The following is a 3,620-nucleotide window of genomic DNA, read 5'->3' as shown; positions in this document are numbered from 1 at the left end:
ATGTCGCGTTCTGAGTCCCCCCGGCCGCTGCTCGAGATGCGCGGCATCAGCAAGACCTTCCCGGCCGTGCGCGCGCTCGACAACGTCAGCCTGACCGTCTATCCGGGCGAGATCCATTCGCTGATGGGCGAGAACGGCGCGGGCAAGTCGACGCTGATGAAGATCCTGTCGGGTGCGTACCGCGCCGACGCCGGCGGCGAGATCCTGATCGACGGCGCGCGCATCGACGTCGACGGCCCGCTCGCCGCGCGCGATGCCGGCGTCGCCGTGATCTACCAGGAGCTGTGCCTCGCGCCCAACCTCACCGTCGCGGAAAACATCTACGTCGGCCGCGAACTGCGCCGCGGCAACCGTCGCTGGGGCACCATCGACCGCGCGGCGATGGCGCGCGGCTGCCAGGACGTGCTCGCGCGCCTCGGTGCGCCGTTCGGCCCCGACACGCTGGTCGGCACGCTGTCGATCGCCGAGCAGCAGCTCGTCGAGATCGCGCGCGCCGTGCATACCCGCGCACGCATCCTCGTGATGGACGAACCGACGACGCCGCTGTCGTCGCGCGAAACCGAGCACCTGTTCGGCCTGATCCGCCAGCTGCGCGAGGAAGGTCTCGCGATCATCTACATCAGCCACCGGATGGCCGAAATCTACGAACTGTCCGACCGCGTGTCGGTGCTGCGCGACGGCTCGTACGTCGGCACGCTCGAGCGCGCGTCGCTGTCGGCCGAGCGGCTCGTCGCGATGATGGTCGGCCGCGACATCTCCGGCTTCTACAAGAAGGAACACGCGCCGTACGATCCCGGCCACCTGCTGCTGTCGGTGCGCGACATCGCCGACGGCGAGCGCGTGCGCGGCTGCAGCCTCGACCTGCATGCGGGCGAGGTGCTCGGCATCGCCGGGCTCGTCGGCGCGGGCCGCACCGAGCTCGCGCGGCTGATCTTCGGCGCGGAGCCGCGCACGCGCGGCGACGTGAAGCTGGGCGAGCGCACGTTCGGCGCGCATTCGCCGCGCGACGCGATCGACGCGGGCCTCGTCTACCTGACGGAAGACCGCAAGCGCCAGGGCCTGTTCCTCGACATGAGCGTGCGCGACAACATCAACATCTCCGTGTGCAACCGCGATGCGCGGCTCGGCGCGCTCGATCTGGCGCGCGGCGCCATGCGCGCACGCGACGCGATCGCGTCGCTGTCGATCCGCGTGCCGAATGCGAACGTCAACGTCGGCGCGCTGTCGGGCGGCAACCAGCAGAAAGTGCTGCTGTCGCGCCTGCTCGAGACGAAGCCGCGCGTGCTGATCCTCGACGAGCCGACGCGCGGCGTCGACATCGGCGCGAAATCCGAGATCTACCGGATCATCAACGAACTGGCCCGCGCGGGTGTCGGCGTGATCGTGATCTCGAGCGAGCTGCCGGAGATCATCGGCGTCGCCGACCGCGTGCTCGTGATGCGCGAAGGCGAGATCGCCGGCGAACTCGGCGGCCACACGCACACGCCCATCACGCAGGAAGCGATCATCGCGCTCGCCACCGGCTCGCAGGCCGAGCTCGCCGACGCGCACTGACCACGGCCCCTTCATCTCCTTCTTCCTTCAAGGTACCGACATGATCAACCCGACCAAGCAGCGGAACCTCGCGTCCGCGACGGCCCATCCGGTCGCCAACCGTACGCCGCTGATGCGCGGCGCCGATCATCGCGCGCGCATGCAGTCGCTGATGCGCACCGCCGGCATGCTGCCGGTGCTGCTGGTCCTCTGCATCGGCTTCGGCTTCATGACCGACGGCTTCTTCACGCTGCAGAACCTGTCGATCGTCACGCAGCAGGCGTCGATCAACATCGTGCTCGCCGCCGGCATGACCTTCGTGATCCTGACGGGCGGCATCGACCTGTCGGTCGGCTCGGTGCTCGCCGCGTCGGCCGTCGCCGCGCTCATCGCGTCGACCATCCCCGGCTGGGGCTGGCTCGGCGTGCCGATCGCGCTCGCGGTCGGCCTCGTGTTCGGCGCGATCAACGGCGGCCTGATCTCGTTCCTGCGCCTGCCGCCGTTCATCGTCACGCTCGGCGCGATGACGGCCGTGCGCGGCGTCGCCCGCCTGATCGGCAACGACACGACCGTCTTCAACCCGCAACTGCCGTTCGCGTTCATCGGCAACGGCACGATCCTCGGCGTGCCGTGGCTCGTCGTGATCGCCTGCGCGGTGATCGCGCTGTCGTGGTTCATCCTGCGCCGCACGGTGCTCGGCATGCGGATCTATTCGGTGGGCGGCAACCCGGAAGCCGCGCGGCTGTCGGGCATCAACGTGCGCGCGATCCAGCTGTTCGTGTATGCGGCGTCGGGCCTGCTCGCCGGCCTCGGCGCGGTGATGTCGGCCGCGCGGCTCTATGCGGCCAACGGCCTGCAGCTCGGCCAGTCGTACGAACTCGATGCGATCGCCGCGGTGATCCTCGGCGGCACGAGCTTCGTCGGCGGCGTCGGCTCGATCGTCGGCACGCTGATCGGCGCGCTGATCATCGCGGTGCTGACCAACGGCCTCGTGCTGCTCGGCGTGTCCGACATCTGGCAATACATCATCAAGGGGCTCGTTATCATCGGCGCGGTCGCGCTCGACCGCTATCGCCAGCGCGACTCGGCCCGCACCTGATTCGTATTCCTCACCACTCGACCATCGGGGCGCAGGCAGGTCCTCCTGCACCCATCCGCCAACGGACCTTCCGGAGACACAACGACATGTTCAAGCAAAAAGCCGCCCTGACCGCCGTCGCCTGCGCGCTCGCCTTCGGCGCCGCCGCCGCCCATGCAGCCGACAAGCCGCTGAAATCGATCGGCGTCACGGTCGGCTCGCTCGGCAACCCGTACTTCGTCACGATCGTGAAAGGCGCCGAGGCGCGCGCCAGGCAGCTCAACCCGAACGCGAAGGTCACCGCGGTCTCGGCCGACTACGACCTGAATAAGCAGTTCACGCAGATCGACAACTTCATCTCCGCGCACGTCGACATGATCCTGCTGAACGCGACCGATCCGAAGGCGATCGAGCCGGCGGTGAAGAAGGCGCAGGCGGCGGGCATCACGGTCGTCGCGGTGGACGTCGCGGCCGCCGGCGCGAACGCGACCGTGCAGACCAACAACGTGAAGGCCGGCGAGCTCGCGTGCGACTACCTCGCGAAGAAGCTCAACGGCAAGGGTAACGTGATCATCGAGAACGGCCCGCAGGTGTCGGCCGTGATCGATCGCGTGAACGGCTGCAAGACCGTGCTCGCGAAGAACCCGGGCATCAAGCTGCTGTCGAGCGACCAGGACGGCAAAGGCTCGCGCGAAGGCGGGATGAACACGATGCAGGGCTACCTGACGCGCTTTCCGAAGCTCGACGGCGTGTTCACGATCAACGACCCGCAGGCGATCGGCAGCGATCTCGCGGCGAAGCAGCTGAACCGCCCGAACATCGTGATCACGTCGGTCGACGGCGCGCCCGACATCGAGGTCGCGCTGAAGTCGAACACGCTCGTGCAGGCATCGTCGAGCCAGGACCCGTGGGCGATGGCGCAGCAGGCCGTAAACGTCGGCTACGGGATCATGAACGGCCAGAAGCCGGCCAACCCGATGATCCTGATCGAGCCGACGCTCGTCACGCG

At 68.5% G+C, this 3,620-nt stretch carries 3 protein-coding genes; all 3 read left to right on the top strand.

What is annotated here, in order from left to right:
• Complete coding sequence (locus DIE12_RS37555) at positions 1-1,554, top strand: sugar ABC transporter ATP-binding protein (RefSeq protein ID WP_124524123.1); 1,554 nt, start codon at positions 1-3, stop codon at positions 1,552-1,554.
• A gap of 40 nt (positions 1,555-1,594) precedes the next feature.
• A complete protein-coding gene (locus DIE12_RS37550) occupies positions 1,595-2,632 on the top strand; it encodes an ABC transporter permease subunit (protein ID WP_124524125.1) in 1,038 nt (345 codons plus the stop codon).
• Between the two features lie 86 nt (positions 2,633-2,718).
• Positions 2,719-3,620: ABC transporter substrate-binding protein (locus DIE12_RS37545; RefSeq protein WP_124524127.1), on the top strand; the 902-nt coding region annotated here is incomplete at its 3' end.

It is taken from the genome of Burkholderia sp. Bp9015 (assembly GCF_003853505.1).
In the GTDB taxonomy this organism is placed as follows: domain Bacteria; phylum Pseudomonadota; class Gammaproteobacteria; order Burkholderiales; family Burkholderiaceae; genus Burkholderia.
This window is presented reverse-complemented; position numbering and strand designations above follow the sequence as displayed.